This window comes from Streptomyces sp. NPDC027663 (assembly GCF_055566415.1).
The window spans coordinates 1-18,315 of sequence record NZ_JBVHSK010000017.1; the positions used below are offsets into that span (position 1 = coordinate 1).

The 18,315-nt window shown below is 69.2% G+C and carries 13 protein-coding genes and 4 pseudogenes; 8 read left to right on the forward strand and 9 right to left on the reverse strand.

The features are described 5' to 3' along the window. Window positions 1–136, forward strand: a pseudogene (locus ACZ4SF_RS31795) (IS5/IS1182 family transposase); the annotation flags it as partial. Here the strand turns inward: ACZ4SF_RS31795 and ACZ4SF_RS31800 are convergent. Beyond that, complete coding sequence (locus ACZ4SF_RS31800) at window positions 125–712, reverse strand: AAA family ATPase (protein ID WP_468391327.1); 588 nt, start codon at window positions 710–712, stop codon at window positions 125–127. The pseudogene ACZ4SF_RS31795 and the gene ACZ4SF_RS31800 sit on opposite strands and share 12 nt — an antisense overlap. Before the next feature lie 680 nt (window positions 713–1,392). Between ACZ4SF_RS31800 and ACZ4SF_RS31805 the strand changes: the two genes are divergently transcribed. Further along, window positions 1,393–2,451, forward strand: a complete 1,059-nt coding sequence (locus ACZ4SF_RS31805) for an ABC transporter permease (protein WP_468391330.1) — start codon at window positions 1,393–1,395, stop codon at window positions 2,449–2,451. A gap of 284 nt (window positions 2,452–2,735) precedes the next feature. Here the strand turns inward: ACZ4SF_RS31805 and ACZ4SF_RS31810 are convergent. The 3 genes and pseudogenes from ACZ4SF_RS31810 to ACZ4SF_RS31820 all read right to left on the reverse strand — a co-directional run bounded on the left by ACZ4SF_RS31810 (window position 2,736) and on the right by ACZ4SF_RS31820 (window position 6,913). After that, window positions 2,736–4,909 (reverse strand): annotated as a pseudogene (locus ACZ4SF_RS31810) (3-hydroxyacyl-CoA dehydrogenase NAD-binding domain-containing protein). A gap of 57 nt (window positions 4,910–4,966) precedes the next feature. After that, window positions 4,967–6,174 (reverse strand): annotated as a pseudogene (locus ACZ4SF_RS31815) (acetyl-CoA C-acetyltransferase). Window positions 6,175–6,535: 361 nt separating this feature from the next. Continuing rightward, window positions 6,536–6,913 carry a TetR family transcriptional regulator gene (locus tag ACZ4SF_RS31820; protein ID WP_468391333.1) on the reverse strand — a complete coding sequence of 126 codons (378 nt, stop codon included), beginning with the start codon at window positions 6,911–6,913 and terminating at the stop codon, window positions 6,536–6,538. Between the two features lie 473 nt (window positions 6,914–7,386). Here ACZ4SF_RS31820 and ACZ4SF_RS31825 point away from each other — a divergent pair, with 473 nt between their 5' ends. Further along, complete coding sequence (locus ACZ4SF_RS31825) at window positions 7,387–8,829, forward strand: AMP-binding protein (RefSeq protein WP_468391336.1); 1,443 nt, start codon at window positions 7,387–7,389, stop codon at window positions 8,827–8,829. After that, entirely contained in the window at window positions 8,775–9,128 is a 354-nt protein-coding gene (locus ACZ4SF_RS31830) for an alpha/beta fold hydrolase (RefSeq protein ID WP_468391339.1), read from the forward strand. The genes ACZ4SF_RS31825 and ACZ4SF_RS31830 overlap by 55 nt, the downstream gene beginning before the upstream one ends. 276 nt (window positions 9,129–9,404) lie before the next feature. Here ACZ4SF_RS31830 and ACZ4SF_RS31835 read toward each other — a convergent pair whose 3' ends face one another. After that, window positions 9,405–10,121, reverse strand: coding sequence for a hypothetical protein (locus ACZ4SF_RS31835; RefSeq protein WP_468391342.1), 717 nt, complete (start codon window positions 10,119–10,121; stop codon window positions 9,405–9,407). 434 nt (window positions 10,122–10,555) lie between these two features. Between ACZ4SF_RS31835 and ACZ4SF_RS31840 the strand changes: the two are divergent. After that, a pseudogene (locus tag ACZ4SF_RS31840) lies at window positions 10,556–11,149 on the forward strand (amidase family protein); the annotation flags it as partial. 475 nt (window positions 11,150–11,624) lie between these two features. Here the strand turns inward: ACZ4SF_RS31840 and ACZ4SF_RS31845 are convergent. After that, window positions 11,625–12,083 (reverse strand): hypothetical protein, encoded by a 459-nt coding sequence (locus ACZ4SF_RS31845; protein ID WP_468391345.1) that lies wholly within the window; start codon window positions 12,081–12,083, stop codon window positions 11,625–11,627. A 392-nt stretch (window positions 12,084–12,475) separates the two neighbouring features. Here ACZ4SF_RS31845 and ACZ4SF_RS31850 point away from each other — a divergent pair, with 392 nt between their 5' ends. Beyond that, window positions 12,476–12,976 (forward strand): DUF3533 domain-containing protein, encoded by a 501-nt coding sequence (locus ACZ4SF_RS31850; protein ID WP_468391348.1) that lies wholly within the window; start codon window positions 12,476–12,478, stop codon window positions 12,974–12,976. Between the two features lie 151 nt (window positions 12,977–13,127). On the opposite strand, the gene ACZ4SF_RS31855 is transcribed toward ACZ4SF_RS31850, so the two are convergent. Further along, window positions 13,128–13,556, reverse strand: coding sequence for an Lrp/AsnC family transcriptional regulator (locus tag ACZ4SF_RS31855; protein WP_468391351.1), 429 nt, complete (start codon window positions 13,554–13,556; stop codon window positions 13,128–13,130). A 69-nt stretch (window positions 13,557–13,625) separates the two neighbouring features. Between ACZ4SF_RS31855 and ACZ4SF_RS31860 the strand changes: the two genes are divergently transcribed. Both ACZ4SF_RS31860 and ACZ4SF_RS31865 read left to right on the forward strand, forming a co-directional pair. Continuing rightward, window positions 13,626–14,255, forward strand: coding sequence for a LysE family transporter (locus ACZ4SF_RS31860; RefSeq protein ID WP_468391354.1), 630 nt, complete (start codon window positions 13,626–13,628; stop codon window positions 14,253–14,255). Between the two features lie 327 nt (window positions 14,256–14,582). Continuing rightward, window positions 14,583–15,527, forward strand: a complete 945-nt coding sequence (locus ACZ4SF_RS31865; protein ID WP_468391357.1) for a CPBP family intramembrane glutamic endopeptidase — start codon at window positions 14,583–14,585, stop codon at window positions 15,525–15,527. 219 nt (window positions 15,528–15,746) lie between these two features. Here the strand turns inward: ACZ4SF_RS31865 and ACZ4SF_RS31870 are convergent, their stop codons facing one another. After that, window positions 15,747–17,000, reverse strand: a complete 1,254-nt coding sequence (locus tag ACZ4SF_RS31870; RefSeq protein WP_468391359.1) for a beta propeller repeat protein — start codon at window positions 16,998–17,000, stop codon at window positions 15,747–15,749. A gap of 593 nt (window positions 17,001–17,593) precedes the next feature. Continuing rightward, window positions 17,594–17,845, reverse strand: coding sequence for a hypothetical protein (locus tag ACZ4SF_RS31875; RefSeq protein ID WP_468391362.1), 252 nt, complete (start codon window positions 17,843–17,845; stop codon window positions 17,594–17,596). Window positions 17,846–18,315: the final 470 nt, after the last annotated feature.

Sequence of the window (18,315 nt, forward strand, 5' to 3'; positions counted from 1 at the left end):
GACCGTGGAACGCACGATGTCCTGGCTCGCCGGATGCCGACGACTGCACCGCCGCTACGAGCGCAAAGCCGAGCACTTCCTCGCCTTCACCAGCATCGCCTGCACCCTCATCTGCTACCGCAGACTAACCAAATGAGATGACCTCTAAGCACGGGATCGGCCAACGCGTCCAACCCGGGGTCGCGCTGGGCGACCAGCAGCGGCACATCCTCATGAGATGACCTCTAAGCACGGGATCGGCCAACGCGTCCAACCCGGGGTCGCGCTGGGCGACCAGCAGCGCCACATCCTCCCGTCGCAGGCGGCGCGCCACGAACAGCAAGGTGTTCACCGTGGCATGGTCCAACCACTGCGCGTTGTCCAGGAGACATACGAGTCCTCGTTCCCCTGCCGCCTCGGTCATGAGCGCCAGCACGGCGACGGACACGAGAAACATGTCGTCAGGCCGTCCGGAACCGAGACGCAGCACCCCGGTGAGGACTTCCGCCTGCGCTGGTGGAAGCGCAGGCAGGTGATGCCTCAGCGGGTGAAGGAGCTGGTGCAGTCCGGCGAACGGATATCCCGATTCCGGCCGTGCCCCGCTCGCCTTGACGACGGTCATCCCTGTTGTGACGGCACGTTGCCGTGCATAGTCGAGCAGCGCACTTTTTCCGGCTCCGGGCTCACCATGCAGCAGAAGCAGGCCACTGTGCGATGCTGCAGCCTCGTGCAATACATCATCGATCTTCGCCTGCTCAACCTCGCGGCCGTACAGGGTGGAATGCGCGTGGATGTCGGTCGCCTCCGTTGTCCGGCAATTCCGGTCGAGAAGAACTGTGTCGGTCCGGTCGCCCGCAGACCGGCAGCGAATGATGGCATCCTAGGGCGCGAATGAACCGAACCGGCCTTGATTAATCATCCACGGACCCTTTGCAATTCTCCTTGAGTAGAAATTACTCATGGGGCAGACGAGCCGGGGGCGACACCGTGACGCTTGTTCAGCGTCACGGTGATGGAGCAGCGGCCACCAACACGGCGGCCGGCTCCGACCTGCAAGCCCGGAAAGTGCCATGCGCTACGAGGAACGCCTCAGCGTGCCAATCCACGCGACCGCTCCGGCCACGAAACGCTCGTCGCGCACATCGTCCGCCGGTTCGACGGACCGCACGGAGCCACATGGCACACCAAGAGGGCATGTCTGTCCTGGATTCGATGCGACGCGACGCCGTGCGGCCGGTGATCTAAGGGCACCGGTGCAAAACGTAGGGGGTGACCCCTGAGGCTGCGGGCGCCTGAAGGCGATGTGCTGTACGCGCCGGTGATGCCGCGCGGCGGTGAGCAGCGCCGCGCGGCACCGCCATCCCTCACCGACCTCCGGTTTCCGGAGGCCTATGACACCTCTCTGGAGGAGCAGTGCCCCCCTACCCCATCGACTCACTGGGCGACCGCCCTTCCGCCGAGTCCTCGTCGGCCGGGACCGAGTCCGCAGGCAGAACAGCCTCGCCGGGCGGTCACGGACCCACCGGCCCCAAACTCGCGGTGGTGATGGCCACGGTCCTGACCATGGTGCAGCTCGTGGTCGTGATCGCCTTCGCCTGGCCCGCTGCCCGCAGCGAGCCTCATGACGTCCCCATCGTGGTCGCCGGGACGAGCCAGATGGCCGGGCCCGTGAAGGACCATCTGGAGAAGGGCGAGCCGGGAGCGTTCGACATCGCGGTGAAGTCCGAAGAGAAGGCCGCCCGCGACGCGATCCTCGACCGCGATGCCTACGCGGCGATCGTCGCCGATCCCCAGGGCCCCAAGGTGCTCATATCCTCGGCGGCCAGCGGGGCCGTGGCAGCCGCCTTCACACACGTGGCAGGAGAGATCGAGAAGCAGAGCGGCAAGCCGGTCACCCTGGAGGACGTTCGCCCCGCACCGAAGAAGGACGCCCGGGGCGCTGCCTTCGCTTCGTCGATGCTGCCGCTGGTGCTCACGGGCATGATTGGTGGCATCCTCGTCGCCCTCAAACTGCCGGGCAGGCGCGAGCGCCTCCTGGCCGCCGCGGCCTTTGCGGTGTTCGCCGGACTGTGCACGACCGCGGTGGTGCACGGCTGGATCGGAGCCTTCGACGGGAACTACCTCGCCGAGGCCTCGGTCGTCAGTCTGATCGTCTTCACCATCAGCATCACCATCGGCGGGCTGGGGACCGCTCTGGGCCATGCGGGACTCGGGCTGGGCGTCGTCACTGTGCTGCTGCTCGGCAATCCCCTGTCGGGTGTGGCGAGCGCGCCGGAGATGCTGCCGCAGCCCTGGGGTGCCTTCGGACAGCTGCTGCCGCCGGGTGCCGGCGCGAGCCTTCTGCGCTCGGTCACCTTCTTCGACGGCGCTGCTTCGGCCGGTCCACTCATCACGCTCCTCACATGGGCGACTTGTGGCCTGGCGCTGCTGTTCTTCGGCAGCAACCGTGCCGCCAAGGCCGGTCGCCCGTAAGCCGCGGCCCGACCGATTCCCCGTGTGCGCGTGTCCGAGCCGGCCGCGCCCACACCCTGGACCATGGCGCCCGACGAGGGTCCGACGAGGGTCCGACGAGCGATGACCACCCCGTGAGGGGAGACCTGGCGCGGTGTGAGGACGCACTCACACCGCGCTTCGTCGTTGCACATGGGGATGACCCACTTCGGGTTCGGCATCACCGACCGCCGCGAAGTGCCAGGGATGGCCGGGGGACCCCTCGCCGCTGGGGCAGGGCGAGGGGTCTCGTGTGCCGTCCGTGATTACTGGTAGGTCCCGCCGTTCTCGGCCATGGTGACGAGGGAGGCGGGTGGCGTGAAGCGGTCGCCGTAGCGTTCGGCGAGCTGGCGGGCGCGGGCGACGAAGCCGGCCGGGCCACCGTCGTACTGGTTGACGTACTGCAGGACGCCGCCGGTCCAGGCGGGGAAGCCGATTCCCAGGAGGGAAACCGACGTTGGCGTCCGGGACCGAACGCAGCACGTTCTCATCGAGGCATTTGACCGACTCGATCGCCTCGGCGAAGAGCATCCGCTCGACCATGTCCGCGAACGGGATCTCGGCGGTGCCGGTACCGAAGGCCTCCGCCAGCCCCGGCCACAGCCCGACGCGCTTGCCGTCGGCGTAGTCGTAGAAGCCGGCGCCCTCCACGCGGCCCGGGCGGCCGAACTCGTCCACCATGCGGTCTACGACGCCGAAGGACGCCATCTCCACCAGCGGCCGGCCCTCGGCTGTCCAGGCGGCCCTGGTCTCCGCGCGGACCTTCACGGCGAGCCTCATGTTCAGTTCGTCGTTGAGCGCGAGCGGGGCCGTGGGTAGCCCGCCTGGAGGCCCGCCTGCTCCACCGAGGCGGGGTGGGCGCCCTCGGCGATCATCTCGACGGCCTCGGTGAGGAAGGTGCCGATGACGCGGCTGGTGAAAAAACCGCGGCTGTCGCCGACCACGATCGGGGTCTTGCCGATCTGCTGGGCGATGTCGAAGGCCTTGGCCAGGGTGGCGTCGGAGGTCTTCTCGCCGACGATGATCTCCAGCAGGGCCATCTTGTCGACGGGTGAGAAGAAGTGCAGGCCGATGGAGTCCTCGGGGTGCTCAACCCCCTCCGCCAGGCTATCGGCAGGGTGGAGGTGTTGGACCCGAGCACCGCGCCGGGGGCAAGATGGGGCTCGATCTCGGCGAAGACGTTCTTCTTCAGCTCGGTGTCCTCGAAGACCGCCTCGATCACCAGGTCGGCGCCGGCCGCGTCCTCGGGGCGCTCGCTGGTGGTGATCCGGGCCAGCACCTCGTCGCGGTCGGCCACGGTGATCGTGCCCGCCGCGGCGGCCTTGTCGAGGATCTTCGCGGAGTAGCCCTTGCCGCGCTCGGCGGCCTCCACGCTGACGTCCTTCAGGACGACCTCGATTCCGGCCCTGGCACAGACGTAGGCGATGCCCGCGCCCATCATTCCGGCACCGAGCACGACGGCCTTTTTGGCATGGTGCTGGGGGAAGCCCGTGGGCCGGCTGCCGCCCTCGGTGATGTGCCGGGTGTCGAAGTGGAAGGCCTTGATCATGTTCGAGGAGATCTGGCCGCAGGCCAGCTCGGCGAAGTAGCGGGACTCGATCTTGAAGGCGGTGTCGATGTCGACCTGGGTGCCTTCGACCGCTGCGGCGACGATGCGGTGCGGGGCGATCACGGGGGTGCCGTGGCCCAGCTTGCGCACGGTGGCCGAGAGGGGCAGCACGACCGAAGCCTGGAAGGTGTTGTGGGACTTGGAGGGGGAGTGCCCGCCGGGGATGCGGTAGCCGTGGAGGTCCCAGGGCTGGGCGGCGTCGGGATGGGCGGCGATCCACTGCCGGGCGCGGACCACAAGCTCCTCGGGAACCGTGACCAGGTCGTCGACCAGACCCTGGGCCAGGGCCTCGGCCGGTGTGAACAGCCGTCCGGTCAGCAGGACCTTGCTCACGGCCTCCTGCAGTCCGAGCATCCGCACGGTGCGGGTCAGACCGCCCACGCCGGGCAGCAGCCCGAGGGTGACCTCGGGCAGTCCGATCCGGCTGCCCTCGACGTCCAGGGCGATGCGGTGGTGGCAGGCCAGCGCGATCTCCAGGCCGCCGCCGATCGCGGATCCGTTGAGCGCGGCGACCACCGGCCGGCCGAACATCTCCAGCCGCCGCAGCAGGCTTTTCAGGAGATCACCGCCCGCAGCCAGCTCCGCGGCACGCTCGGGCGCGGTCCGGCCCAGGACGGCCAGGTCGGCGCCGGCGAAGAAGGTCTTCTTGGCGGAGGTGAGGACGACGCCGGTGATGTCGTCGCGTTCGGCCTCCAGCCGGCCCACGGTCGCGGCCAGCGAACGCTCGAAGAGGGGACTCAGCAGGTTGACGGAGGCGTCGGCGTTGTCAATCGTCAGGAGGACGACGCCGTTGGCGTCCTGCTCCCAGCGGATCATGGTGGTGTCGGTCATGAGAGGTGTCCTGTTCCGCGTCGGTGCGTTCGGGGGGTCTGCGGGGGAGGGGGACGGTCACAGCCGCTCGATGATGGTGGCGATGCCCATGCCGCCGCCGACGCACAGCGTCACCAGGGCGCGACGGACGTCGCGGCGCTCGAGCTCGTCGACCACGGTGCCGACGAGCATGGCGCCGGTGGCACCCATGGGGTGGCCCATCGCGATGGCGCCGCCGTCGACATTGACCTTCTCGATCGGCAGGTCGAGATCCTTGACGAACATCAGGACCACGGAGGCGAAAGCCTCGTTGAGCTCGAAGATGTCGATGTCGTCCACGGTCAGGCCGGCCATGTCGAGCGCCCTGCGGGCGGCGGGCGTGGGGCCGGTGAGCATGATGACCGGCTCGCTGCCGACGACCGTGGCGGCGACGAGCCGCGCCCGGGGCGTCAGGCCCAGCTCATGACCGGCCTGCTCGCTTCCGATGAGGACCATCGCGGCGCCGTCGATGATGCCGGAGGAGTTGCCGGCGGTGTGGACGTCTCGATCTTCTCGACCCAGTGGTACTTCTGCCGGACGATGTCATCGAACAGCTGACCGTGCAGAGTGAAGGATGCAGGGAGCTTGGCCAGCCCTTCCGCAGTGTTCTCGGGGCGCATGTGCTCGTCGTGGTCCAGGACCGGGACGCCACTGCGGTCGACCACCGGGACGACAGACTTGGCGAAGTACCCGCCGGCCCAGGCGGCCTCGGCCCGCTGCTGGGACATCAGGGCGTAGTCGTCGACGTCCTCGCGGCTGAAGCCCTCGACGGTGGCGATGAGGTCGGCGCCGACGCCCTGCGGGACGAGCCGGCCGTGCAGGGAGGTGTCGGGGTCGTACGCGAGCGGTCCGCCGTCGGCGCCCATCGGCACCCGCGACATCGACTCCACACCGCCGGCGATGATCAGCTGGTCCCAACCGGAGCGGATGCGGGCGGCGACCGTGTTGACCGCTTCCAGACCGGATGAGCAGTACCGGTTGAGCTGCACACCGCAGACGTCGTCGGGCAGCGCGGCCGCCAGGGCCGCGGTCTTCGCGATGTTGCCGGCCTGGTCGCCGACCGGCATGACCGTACCGAGGATGATGTCGTTGATCCGGGCCGGGTCCAGGCCGGGACTGCGCCTGCGCAGTTCGTCGATGAGGCCGATCAGCAGGGAGACCGGTTTGGTGCCGTGCAGCGAGCCGGTGTTATTGCCGCGGCCGCGAGGGGTGCGGATCGCGTCGTAGATGAATGCTTCGGTGGTCACAACTATTCCTTGCTCCGGACGGCCCGGGGGGCCGGCGGGTGAGGATGGTGGGCCCCGCGTGCTGCGCCGTGGGGCGGGATGGACGGGCGTACTTTCCGGAGGAGTTCGCGCAGCCGGCGCACGGTGGCGAGTGGATCGGGCCCCGCGGGTGCGAGGTTGAGCATGGTGCCCCCGGCCTCGTGGAAGGCCGCCGGCCGTTCGCGGACTTGGCCCCGAGCACCTGTCTGCACACCCTTCAGACCGGTCAGCGGCCCCGTGGTTCGCCTCCTTGCGTGGCGCGGCAGCCCGTGACGCCCTTCGCGGGCGCGGCAGGGATTCCACGCCTGGCGGAGTGTCCAGCAGGGAGCAGTCGTGGCCATGGTCACAGCGCCCGCTGCCCGTGGCACTGTGCCCCGGGCGCCGCCTGCCTGCTCGGGAAGTGCCGGTAGCCGGCGGGCCCGGTGATGCCCGCGGCCCCGCCGATCTCCGCCATGCCCGTTGCCGCACAGCCGTGCTCCATGAACAGGCGCGCGGCCTGGCGCAGGACAAGCTGCTTGCGCACCCCGTGCTCGTGTCCCCGAGCGATGAGCGCCTCGACCGGCAGCCCGGCGTCGGACAGCGCTCCGGAGGCCGGCACCTGACGGTGCCCGTCCCTGGCTGCCTTGCGCTGCGACGTCTCGAAGTCCTCACGGCCGTCACCCCGCGCCCCGGACCCTGCGGCAACCGTGACCGGCCCAGTGGCCCTACGGATGCGCTTCACCGGCCCGTCGCCTTTTGATGGCGGGGATGCCAACGGTGCAGCCAGGGTGACGGCGGTGCTGTCGGTTTCAACGGTAAAAGCATCTCCCTTTCCCTGTGCGCACTGCAGGGGCACCCACGAACAGGAGGACCGCATGTGATGGGGCATCGACTACTCACCTGAGGGTCGGCCGCGGGGCGGAACATGTGAGGGACGGGCGCCCGGCCGAGGTCCCGCTTCCCACCCGCCCGGCGAGACGCGCACGCAACCGGACTTCATCCGTGGCCGCTCCCACCCGAACCGGCACACCACCGAGACCCGCAAGGCCCCATGCCTGGCAATCCTGAGAGGACGGCTCCGCGGCCGGCGGCGAACGGGGCGACACCGCCGACGTGCCACCGTCGGATGCCGGGCGCGGCACACCGGACTGCGCGCGGCCACGACGCGACCGTTCGAGCAATCAAAGCCTGTCCAGCAGCGAACAAGGAAGTCGGATGCCCAAGACGCAACCCATCGGCCGCATCATCAGGGAGCTTGCCGAGCGGGACCCCCAGCGCCCCGCAGTGACCTGTGGCATGCAGACCATCAGCCGCGAGCAGCTCGAGCGGCAGAGCAACCGGCTCGCCCGCGCCTACGCCCGGCTCGGCGTCGAGCAGGGCGCCTTCGTCACCATCGCGCTGCCGAACTCGGCCGAGTTCTACCTCGCCACCGTCGCCGTCTGGAAACTCGGTGCCATCCCGCAACCGGTCTCCTGGCGGCTGCCGCTCCGCGAGCGGCAGGCGATCGTGGAGCTGGCCGGCTCCGTCCTGGTCGTCGGCGTCCCGGACCCCTCCGACCACCCCGGCGTCACCAGCATTCCGGCCGGCTTCGAGCCCGCCGTGGGCCTGGACGACGGCCCGCTGCCCGACCGGATCTCCCCGTCCTGGAAGGCGCCGACCTCGGGTGGCAGCACCGGGCGGCCCAAGCTCATCGTCGACGGCCACAGCGGTGACATCGACCTCGACCAGGCCCGCGGGATGCTCATGGAACCGGACGAGTGCCAGCTGGTCTGCGGCCCGCTCTACCACAACGTGCCGTTCACCTTCTCCGGCCTGGGACTGTTCATGGGCCACCACCTGGTCGTACTGCCCCGCTTCGACACCGCGGCGGCGATCGACGCGATCCGCACCCACCGCGTCGGATGGATGATGGTGGTGCCCACGATGATGCAGCGCATCTGGCGAGCGGTACAGGAGGAGCCCGAACGGTTCGATCCCTCCTCCCTGCGGGTGGTGTTGCACGCCGCGGCGGCCTGCCCGGAGTGGGTGAAGGAGGCATGGATCGGTCTGATCGGCCTTGAGCGGCTGTGGGAGATGTACTCCGGCACCGAGTCCCAGGCGATCGCCGCGCTCGACGGCACCGAGTGGCTGGAACACCGAGGCTCGGTGGGACGTCCGAGGGTCGGCGAGATGACCGTCCTGGACGCCGACGGCATACCGGTCCCGCCACGGGTGGTCGGTGAGATATTCATGCGCTCCCCCCAGGACCACCCCGCCTACCGCTACGTCGGGGCCGAGGCCCGCTCGCACGGCGAGTGGGAGTCGCTGGGCGACCTCGGCTGGATGGACGAGGACGGCTATCTCTACCTCAGCGACCGCCGCACCGACCTGATCGTCTCCGGGGGCGCCAACGTCTACCCTGCCGAGGTCGAGGCGGCCTTGAGCGAGCACCCCGCGGTGCTTTCCAGTGTCGTCGTCGGCCTGCCCGACGACGACCTCGGTCAGCGGGTCCACGCCGTCGTGCAGACCACCGCCGACATCCGTGCCGAGGATCTCCCCGCCCATCTGGGGGAGCGTCTGGTCCGCTACAAGATTCCGCGCTCGATCGAGTTCACCCCTACGGCGTGGACACCGCCCACGTCGTCGGGCTCTCCATGGGCGGATACATCGGCCTGCTGATGGCTCTGGACCACCGCCCCCGGATGCGCTCGCTGACCCTGATCTCAACCAGCTCGGCGATGGCCGCGAACCCGTCCGCCCTGGACGGCGAGCCCTTGTTCTTCTCCCCGCCTCCGAACGCGCGGTATCTGGAGCAGCTTGCCGCGGTGAAGGCCGGGCTGGTCGCCAACCCGCCCACCACGCGTGAAGACTCGCGGCTTGTCGGATTCACCTTCCCGGGTCGCTCGATCCGTTCCTGTGCCGGTGCCCAGCCGGACGTCCCACCCCGCTCCGGCCTCTCGGCCCGGGCATCGACGTGACGCCCTGTCCCGACGGACTGCCGTCTGAAGAACGAATCTGCTCCTCGGTGGAATCGAACTCCTGCTCCCTCAGGAGCAGGAGTTCATTCTCGAAGACCGCCAATCGCCGGCTCCCCGCGGGCCGTTGTCGCAGCAGCAGCCGTGACCGGAGGTGGCGACAGCTTCCGGGAGGTTCGCGGGGGCATGCCCGCATCTCGGCGTGCAGGGAGTGCGGGAAAGGGTGTGGGAGGACCGGCGGTCGCCGGTCCTCCCACACCCTTTTTCCAGCCGGCGGTGTCAGCGGCCGGTCCGGTGATAGCGGAAGCGGAGCTCGAAGGTGCCTTCGAGGGAACCGTTCGACGGGTCGAAGCGCCGGATATCGGCGATCTCGATACCGGTTCCGCGGATTCCGGCGAACTCTCCCGTGCCGCTGATGATTTGTCCCTTGCCGTCCGCGCGCGGCCCCGCCGTGGTCACCGCGTTGAGGCGGCCGGTCCACGGTTCGCCGCTGTCGAAGGCGGGCTTGAAGACCTTGGTTGCAACTTCGGAGGAGTCCTCGATCTGGTCGAGCACGATGGTGCCCCTGCCGGGGAAGAACAGCGTCCACACGGTGTGCGTGAGCATCTTCCCTGTCTCGAAGTCGGTCTCGGGGAGTACTTCCTCGATCTCGGTCGCGAATCCGACGACCTCGCCGTTCTTGTCGCGGATCTTGCTGCCCAGCGCGAAGGCCTTCTGCAGGCGCGGCTCGGTGAACTTCGCTATTCCCTCGGGGAAGACAGCCAGCGGCAGGTCGCCGCGATGCGTCTCGAACACGCCGTCCCGGGGGACCTCGGCGAAGAATGACTCCTCGACCCAGCCCCGCCCCGGATTGTTCTTCTCGTGGGCCTGGCCGGCTGGCCCGGCATCGGCCGCGTGGGTCATTGCCGGAACCATCGCTGCCACCAGCGCGGCACTCAGCACCCCGATGACCATGCGGCGACCGCGCTTGCCGGGCCGACCATGAATTTCAGCCATGAGCACTTCTTTCTATGGATGGCGTGTGCACTGTGCCATCCAAGTGTTTCCATCCTCCCGGCCATTCTCGAGAGTGATCGGTACTCAACCGTACCGGTGGACCCGTCACGACCCGGCGGTAACGAGCTGCGGGCGCCGGGGCGTTCGGTGCTCGCCGACCGCGCACAGGCAGGGTCCGGTGCAGCCCGGCTCGAATGCCTCCCGCAGCCCAGGCGGTCATCACCGCGGAGCGGCAACGCCGAAAAGGCTCACTGCCCGGTATCGATCGGCAAGATGAAACAAGGGTGGGGGCCGCCGTGGAATATCAACCACACCCCTTGCCTATTTCGAGTAAAGGCTACTCTAGGGGGAGGGGTGGAAGAATGTAATCCTGGGAAACACTTTCCGGGAGTATTCGGGAGAATCCATGTCGGATCCCGAATCCATGCCGGACCTGCCCGTCCTTCGACCTCGCCCTGTCGGCGTACTACGTGATCGCGCCGTCCGAGTGCTCCTCCAACCTCGCCCGCTTCGACGGCCTGCGCTACGGCCTGCGCGCCGGTGACGACGGCGGCCACTCGGCCGAGGAGGTCACCTCCCTCACCCGTGAGGCCGACTTCGGCCCCGAGGTCAAGCGCCGCATCATGCTCGGCACGTACGCCCTCAGCTCCGGCTACTACGACGCGTACTACGGCAGCGCGCAGAAGGTCCGTACGCTGATCAAGCAGGACTTCGACAAGGCGTTCGAGCAGGTCGACGTGATCGTCTCCCCGACGACCCCGACCACGGCCTTCGCGATCGGCGAGCGCGCCGACGACCCGATGGCGATGTACAGCTACGACCTGCTGACGATCCCGACGAACCTGGCGGGCAACGCGGCCATGTCCCTGCCCTGCGGTCTCGCCCCGGAGGACAACCTCCCGGTCGGTCTGCAGATCATCGCCCCGGTGATGAAGGACGACCGGCTGTACAAGGTGGGCGCCGCCGTCGAGGCCGCCTTCGTGGAAAAGTGGGGGCACCCGCTGATCGAGGAGGCTCCCTCGCTGTGAGCGCACCGACCGAGTGCCTAACGCCGGCTGAAGCGGCCGGGCACGACGACGTCTCGCTGAGCAGAGAGGGATGTTTCACCGTGACCACCACGACCGACCAGGTGTCGTACGAGGACGCGCCGGCTGTCGTTCGCCGGGCGGCGAGCAGCAGTCCTGAACGGTGAGAGCCCGTTGACCGCACCGGCTGCCTCTGCGGCGTGACAACGGCTGGAGGTTGCGGGGTCACCAGGTCCGCCCTCGTCCCACGCCCGCCGCCATCGCTCCACCAACCGGTGCAAGGCGCCACAGATGCCCCTTGGCCGCCGACCAGGACGTCGCAGATCCGGTCGGTTCATTCCGAATGGGCTCCACGCCCAGTTTTCCAGCCCGAAAGCCTGGCGGGCACAGAACAGGCAACAGAAGGAACCGTATGACCCCCGAAGCTCCCAACCGTGCACGGCGGGGAGCCGCCGCCCTTTTGCTGCGCCGACCGCAGCTATGGGGAGGAGCCACCGCTGTCGCCGCTGTGGTGATCTTCCTGCTCTCCCTGGCCTACTTCGGCGGCATCGTCAACCCGGGCGAAAAACTGCGGCACTTGCCGGTGGCCGTGGTGAACCAGGACCGCTTTTCGACCGCGACCACCGCCGGCAAGGGCGCACAGATCACCGACGCCCTGATCGCCCGCGCCGACAAGGACCAACGGCTGCGCCTTCAGCCCATGAGCATGGCCGAGGCCACCGACCGGCTCGACTCCGGCAGCGTGTACGGAGCGCTGGTCATCCCACCGGACTTCAGCACCCGCCTTCACAACCTGCTCGGGCAGCGCGTTGCCACCGCACCCGAGCAACCGGAAGTGACCCTGCTGACCAACCCTCGTGCAGGCAGCCTCGGTGTGTCCTTCACCAGCGGCAGCCTCCAACCAGCGTTGGCAGCCGTCTCCCACCGGATCGGGCACGACCTGCTCGCCCAGCCCGCCGCCCAATCGGCCGCGCCGGCGGCTCGCCTGCTGCTCGCCGATCCGGTGAAGGTCACCGTCCCCCCCCCACCGTCCACTCCCGGCCAACTCCGGAATAGGCCTGTCCGCCTTCTACTACACCGTGCTGATACTGCTCGCCGGATATCCGGGCGCCTCCGTCATCAGCGGCATCTTCGACACCGCCGTCGGTCACGCCTTCGGCGAAGCACACGCATCCCTGACGTACCGTCCGCCGGTTGCCGTCAGTCGCACCCGACTCTTCCTCGCCAAGTGCGCCACTTCCGCCGCCCTGGGCCCCGTCGCCGCAACCGTGATCGCGTCCGCCTGTGCCCTGCTCGGTGTCGACACCCCCCACGGAGGACTTCTGTGGGGTGTTCACCAGCGTCGCCATCGCCGCCGTAGGCATCGGCCAGCAGGCGCTGGTCGCCGCTTTCGGGTCACTCGCTTCGCTGCTGGGCACCTTCATCTTCATGGCGCTCGCACTGCCCTCTTCCGGCGGCACGGTCCCGCTGCAGGCGCTCCCGTCGTTCTTCCGGTTCCTCTCCTTCTTCGAGCCCGCACGGCACATCATCGGCGGCATCCGCTCGATCATGTACTTCGACGCCCGCGGCGACGCCGGCCTTGCCGGTGCCTGGGCGGTGACCGGTCTCGCCGCATCCGGGGCGCTGCTCTTCGGCCTCTTCGTCACCAGGCGGCTGGAACTCCGGCCACGACTGTCCGGCCAGACCTTCGCCGCGGTGCGCGGGGCCGCAGCGCAACTGCTGACCGGCCCCGCGCCCGCTCCCCAGCCCGCCCCCAGCCCCGAGCCCCGGCCCGCGGACCGCGCACACTGCGACCCTGCCGGGCCTGAACAGTCCTCCCGGACCACCTGAACGGACCGCGCTCGGCGCTGGAACAGTGGCTGTGGTCGTGGTGCCCCCTCGCCGGGACGAGTTCGGTGCTCGGCCGTCCGACGCCCGGCTGCGGAAGGGTGATCCCGCCCAATCAGCCTCACCGGCCCGGTGAACCAGGCCGGTCACGGCTCTAACGGGCCGCGCGTAGGGCGAGGCGTGTGTTGGACTGGGCGACGCCCGCTTCGCCTTTGAGGCGGCGCAGGAGGCTGTCGAGCGCCGCAGGGTCGGCGGCGCGGGCACGAACGAGGTAGTCGTGGGCACCTGTGACGTGGACAACTTCTGTGATACCGGGGAGGTGGCGCACCGCGTCTTCGAATTCTTCGTTCGTCGTGTCCTGGCGCAGAGTGATGTCGATGAAGACGAGGAGGCCTTCGCGGGTTCCGGATGCCGCTGGGTCGACCAACGTCGTGAAGCCGCGGATGACGCCCTCGCGGCGCATCCGCCGAACCCGGTCGGCCGCCGCGTTCGCGCTCAGCCCGACCCGTACACCCAGATCCCGGAACGAGATCCGCGCATCCTCCTGCAGCACGCCGAGAATTTCACTGTCGAGTGCGTCCATGCCGCGATTATCGCGGTACGGGCCGGGGGCCGGCCGCGCTGATCTCGGCGAGGCCCCATCGTATGCGGCATGAACGAAATGTGGAGGGTCGCGGTCCACGGCGCAGCCGCCGGCCTCGGTGTGGCGATGCCGCTGGGCGCGATGGGCGTCCTGCTGATCCAGGAGGGGATGCGCGAGCGCCGTGGAGCCGTCGCCGCCGCCGGCGCAGTGGCGGTGGTCGACATGGCCTACGCCGCGATGGCGACGGCTCTCGGCCCGCTGGTGGCGTCGGTGCTCTCGGGGGTCGAGGCATGGGTGCGGCTGGTGTCGGCGACCGTGCTGGCGGTCATCGCGGTCCGGGGGCTGTGGGCCTCGGCCCGGCCTGCCGCCGCCGGATCGGCCACGTCGGCGGGAACGCCGCCCGGCGGGGCGGTGCGGACCTTCACCCGCTTCGCGGCGCTGACCTTGGTGAACCCCACCACCGCGCTGTACTTCGCGGCACTCACCACCGCCCAGGGCGCGGCCCTCAGCGGAGGTATGGCAGGGGCCGTTTTCGTGGCCGGAGTGTTCCTCGCGTCGCTCGTATGGCAGCAGTCACTCGTCGCGGTGAGCGGGTTCGCCGGGGCGCGCATCGGCACGCGCGCCCGGGCCTGGACGTTTCGAGTGGGGTACGGCCTCGTGGCCGTGTACGCCGTCAAGGTCGCCCTTCCGCTGCCGTGAGCCGTAGAGGGGGCGCCCTCCACGGCAGCCTGTGTTCAGCCGGATCCACGAGGGGCCCAGGGACCATGATCACGACCAGTTCCGGGGACCGGCGGATGCCTCGGGGCACAGAGGGGCGCCGGGCCGTGGCGGTCACACTTCCCGACTCATGCGCACCGGCCGCCCGTCGGCCAGTGCCGGGACGGGCGACGTGAATTCCTGGGGTGCCTCCCTGGGGTCGTTCCCCAATGCCGTGGGCCGCCAGGGGCCGCTATCCCTGTAGGCGAACAGATGGACCGATTCACGCACGCCTTTCTCTCCCCCCACACACACACGAGGTTGATCTCCATGGCTTCGGCAGCACCCGCCGTACCGTCGATCGACGCCGCGCATCTGCTGTCGCCACCGGCGATCGAGGTGCTGCGGCTGCTGCTGTCCCAGCGCACCGCCAAGGTGCTGATGGCCGTCGACGTCCACGAAGACCGGTACCAACGACCGCCGTCACCCGAGGAGACTCCTGCGCGCATGATGAGGTTCATCACGGGATTCGCCCTGATCTGGCTGGTGCTGTACATGACCGCGCCGGCCGTGCCGACCCCGGGGGCAGCCCTCGCAGCCCTGGCCGCCACAGCGGCGTGCGCAGCCCTCGTGGCCGTACTCCAAGGCACACCGTCGCGGGAACTTCCAGCAGCCCTGGGCCTTACCCGGCCTCATCCCCGTGCCCTGGCCGTCGCCGCCGTCGCGGCAGCCGGATGCCTTTCCGTCTACCCCGTGTTCACCGCCCTGACAGGCCACAGCATCACACTCCGCGACGACGCCGCCTGGCTCCTGATGAGCGTCTTCCTCTACCACGGCCTGGCCGAAGAACTCGCCTGGCGCGGCTATACCTACGCCCGCCTGCGCCACAAGCGCTCGTTCAACCGCGCCGTCCTGGCCTCGATGCCCCTTCTGGCCCTGACCCACCTGCCCGTGCTCCTCACCACCGGCCCGGCCGTAGGCATCGCCGCCATGACGGTCGCCGCCGTGACCACCTGGCCACTGGCCCATCTCTACGAGCAGGCGGGCCGCAGTGTCTGGGCGCCCGCGCTGGTCCATACCGCTATCGACACCTTCAAGCTCGTCACCGTGCCGTCCGAGGCCACCGTTCCGTTCTCGCTCGCCCTCTCGGCGATGGCACTCGCGGTGCCACTCGCCGTCTTCCCTCTAACCCGCCTCGCGGCACGCCTTCGCCGCAGCCGCAACACTGCCGGTGACCTGCACGCTCACGTTCAAGACAGACAGGCATCGCTGTAGCCGGGGCCCGACGGCCCGGAGTGTCTCCGGCTACCGTCGGAGCACGCCTACGGACGAGCTGCGTCGTGAAGGCCTCATCCCAGCGGGATGCAGTGGGACACCGGCGCACCGTAGCCGGCACGGATGCGGAAAGCCGGGCGTTGCAAGCTCTCCGCAACGAAGCCGACAGACGCCGAACGCCGCATACGTCAGACCAGTCGACGTCCGGACTTCGCGGACTTACCTAGCCCCTGCCTGGTATCGGACGATGACCGCCCGGGTCGTCCTGTCAGCGGTCCCGCCGGTAAGGGCACCGGCCCCGAACAGCGTGTGCGTGCCGGGCGCTGCCGCCAGGTCCGAGAGCGAAAGCCATTGCCGCTTCGAGGGCTTCACCTCCGCGTTCGTCCAGCCCTCGACCCCTGGCGGTGCGTCGATGCCCAGGTACCGGCCCGTGGGAGTGCGGCGCAGCCAGGCGCCCAGCAGCAGACCCCCGGAGCCGTCGGGCGTCACCGGCTGTATTGCGGCGTCGTGCGCGGCTCTGGGCGGGTAGGCGGTGCTCTTCCACCGGCGCCCGTCCCAGTGCAGGAAGAAGTGTTCGAAGGGCGGGTCGGTCGGCGCCTCGTCCTCCGGCTCCCAGGTGTGCGCACCGAGCGCCCAGACATCGTCTGCGGCGAGGACATGCACGTAGCCGAGGCTGCTGGCCTCTCCGGGCAGCATGCCGTTACGGGTGAATCGATGCTCGGGCAGCCGCGTCTGGTGCCAGCTGTGTCCGTCGTAGTGCATCGCCGCGAACTGAGCGAGGGGCATGCGGATGCCCACGGCCCAGACGTTGTCCGGGGACGAGGCGTCGACATCGCGGACCCAGACCGGCAGCCTCGTTCGCTCCCAGCGGCGGCCGTCCCAGTGCCGCAGGGCACCCTGGCGGTCGACAGCCCAGGCGTTGCGCGGGGACAGCACGCGCAGGGTGGTGATCGGGAAAGGGGCGGGTATCCGGTGCCAGCGCTTGCCGTCCCAGCGCATCACCGGGCTGGCCCGCAAGTCGTCCGGTTGCTCCGAGCCTTCCGAGGGCGACGGGTACTGTCCCCCTGCCTCTCCCGCGACCGGCGGAAGTGGTGTGGGCTCGCGACGGTAGATCCATACGTCCTGCGGACCCGACGCCGCAGCTTTCAGCTCGGGGTCGCCGCGGAGTTCGACGGGCAGCGGCACGGGGCTCCAGCGACCGGCGGTGTAATGCAGCAGACTGCCGCGCTGGTGGGGAGGCTTGCCCGTGCGTCCGACGGCCCACGCTTCGTCGGCAGAGACAGCGACCAGGCCGTTGAGACCGGAATCCGGCACCGGGCTGCGGTAGTCGATCTGCCACGCGCCCCCCTCACCTTTCGGTTTGACCGGCCGGTCCAACGGGTCCGGGGCGCTGTCGCAACCTGCGGCCAGCAAGGCCAGGCCCAGCACGGCCGCGGCGGCCCGCAGCCCCAAAGGAACCGCGCTCAAGCGCACGGCGCCTACGATGTCTCCTCCACCGCGGGCAGACGAGCGACGAACTCCTGCACGCCACGCCGTGCGAAGTGCGCCCGCTTTCGGGCGGTGTACGGCGCGGCTGGCTGAGCTCGGCAGATCGGGCATGTGTCCCCGGCTGGCTGGTGGGTTGGGGCATCAAGCATCAAGGACCCTACCAAGCTCGAAAACGTGCTCCAGAAGCTCACTTTCATCTGCGTACGTATGTGGAGTTCCTCCGGCACCCGTGGGTGTTGCTGTGAGCATCATCGAGGCCGAGGAGGAGCAGGTGCGCCAGCGAAAGGACATCCTGCAGCGCTGCGCGAGGCTCTGGATACCGGTCGGCCGCCAGAACTGGGTATGGCGTTCACCCAGCGCCGGTCTCAGACCCTCGTCGGCCAGGGCCTGGGTGCCGCCGGTTACTCCGACACCGGCACCGGCACCGGCACCGGCAGGCAGCAGACAACCGGCAAGGCAGAAACGCTTCGCAGTCAGGTCGGCGCGATCGGTCGATCCTCTCTGTCGCTCGGCGCCGTACCAACTACGGGCGGCCTGCCCCCAGCCCGCCCCGTAGCGGGCACCGAACTCGCTGTGGCTCATCCCTTCTGAGCAGAGTCGCCGTTTTCATCCACTACGGAGGCGATCCGGCAGGCGACGGGGCCGTCGGGAAGGCTGCTCACCGACGCTGACGGGTCATTGTCTGATGGCTCGTCGGTTGCCGTAGCCAGCGGCTCTACGGTTCCGACGTACCAACTGCCGCTGTCCCCGTAACGGTCACTGCCGGTCCCCCAAACCACCTGTACGTAGAAGCTGTGTGTGTTGTTGGGATCCAGGTTCTTGATTGTCACCGAAGAGTGGAGCGTAGGCGACTGCCCATCGGTCCGCTCCAGCCGGCAATCACTGACGGACCAAGAGGCGGTACTGGCCGCGCTTCCGATGGCAGTTGATGTGGTTGCGCTCGCCGATGCCGGCGGTGCTGCGCAGAGCGTGGCAGTGGCTGCGAAGCACAGGGTGAGGTGTGGAAGACCATGCCGTCAGACTTGAGGAGTGTCTGACCGTAGCAGCGGTTGATCCCGTAGAGGACTGATGGCAGGAAAGCCGCGCCCATGGCTCCATCAACCACCATGAGCCCGACTCCGCCCACAGCCCCCATGCCACCCCCGCCCCGATGACAGCATGACGACAAACGGTCCACAGCCAGTACGTGTGCCGGGCAGCAGCGGTGAAGCCGATTACATACGTCGGACACACCTGCAATGCCATGGACACCGAAGGAGAGCCGCATCTCCACCGGTGAACCACGGGCAGCCGAGCAGCC